Source organism: Aestuarium sp., from assembly GCF_023253315.1.
Classification (GTDB): domain Bacteria; phylum Pseudomonadota; class Alphaproteobacteria; order Rhodobacterales; family Rhodobacteraceae; genus Marivivens; species Marivivens donghaensis.
The window spans coordinates 1-530 of record NZ_JALRGW010000219.1 but is presented as its reverse complement, the minus strand read 5'-3'; the positions used below and the strand labels follow the sequence as shown (position 1 = coordinate 530).

Below are 530 nucleotides of genomic sequence, written 5' to 3'. Positions count from 1 at the left end.
AATATGCTGCGTGAGTTTCTCGTAGGCTTTTTTATTCCACTTGATTTGTTTTTTGACGCCTGCTTTGTAAGCAACCTGAACCTCATGCGTTTTTTGATCTAGTTGCCATTGGCCTGAAATCGAAAAAAAGGGTTGGTCAAATCGCAAATTCTGACGGTCATTGACGTTTAAGTAACTTTTACACATACTCAGATAATAGACTGCATCTAGAATGTTGGTCTTGCCAGCGCCATTCGGCCCCACAAAACCGTTTACCCCCGGAACTAATGAAAATTCTAAGTCGGTGTAATTCTTGTAATTGACTAAATGCAAATGGCTCAAGTGCATCTAACAAAGATACAGAATAACTACCTTTGCGTTGTGTCTAAAACGCAAATTATACAGGCGCAGATTGCCCTTTTTGTTGTCAATATGCTCTATGGGGCCAATCATGTATTGGCCAAAGGCCTCATGCCTCAATTTATTGACCCAACTAGTTTTATTTTATTGAGGGTCAGTGGCGCTGTCGCATTGTTTTGGATACTGCTTTG

General features: G+C 40.6%; 2 protein-coding genes. One reads left to right on the top strand and one right to left on the bottom strand.

Features of this window, described 5'->3' with window-relative positions; genetic code table 11:
* A partial coding sequence (locus AC1QQ2_RS15070; RefSeq protein WP_479713761.1) for an AAA family ATPase occupies nt 1-312 on the bottom strand: 312 nt, incomplete at its 3' end.
* Here AC1QQ2_RS15070 and AC1QQ2_RS15065 point away from each other — a divergent pair.
* The coding region (locus tag AC1QQ2_RS15065; RefSeq protein WP_479713760.1) for a hypothetical protein at nt 313-530 on the top strand (218 nt) is incomplete at its 3' end.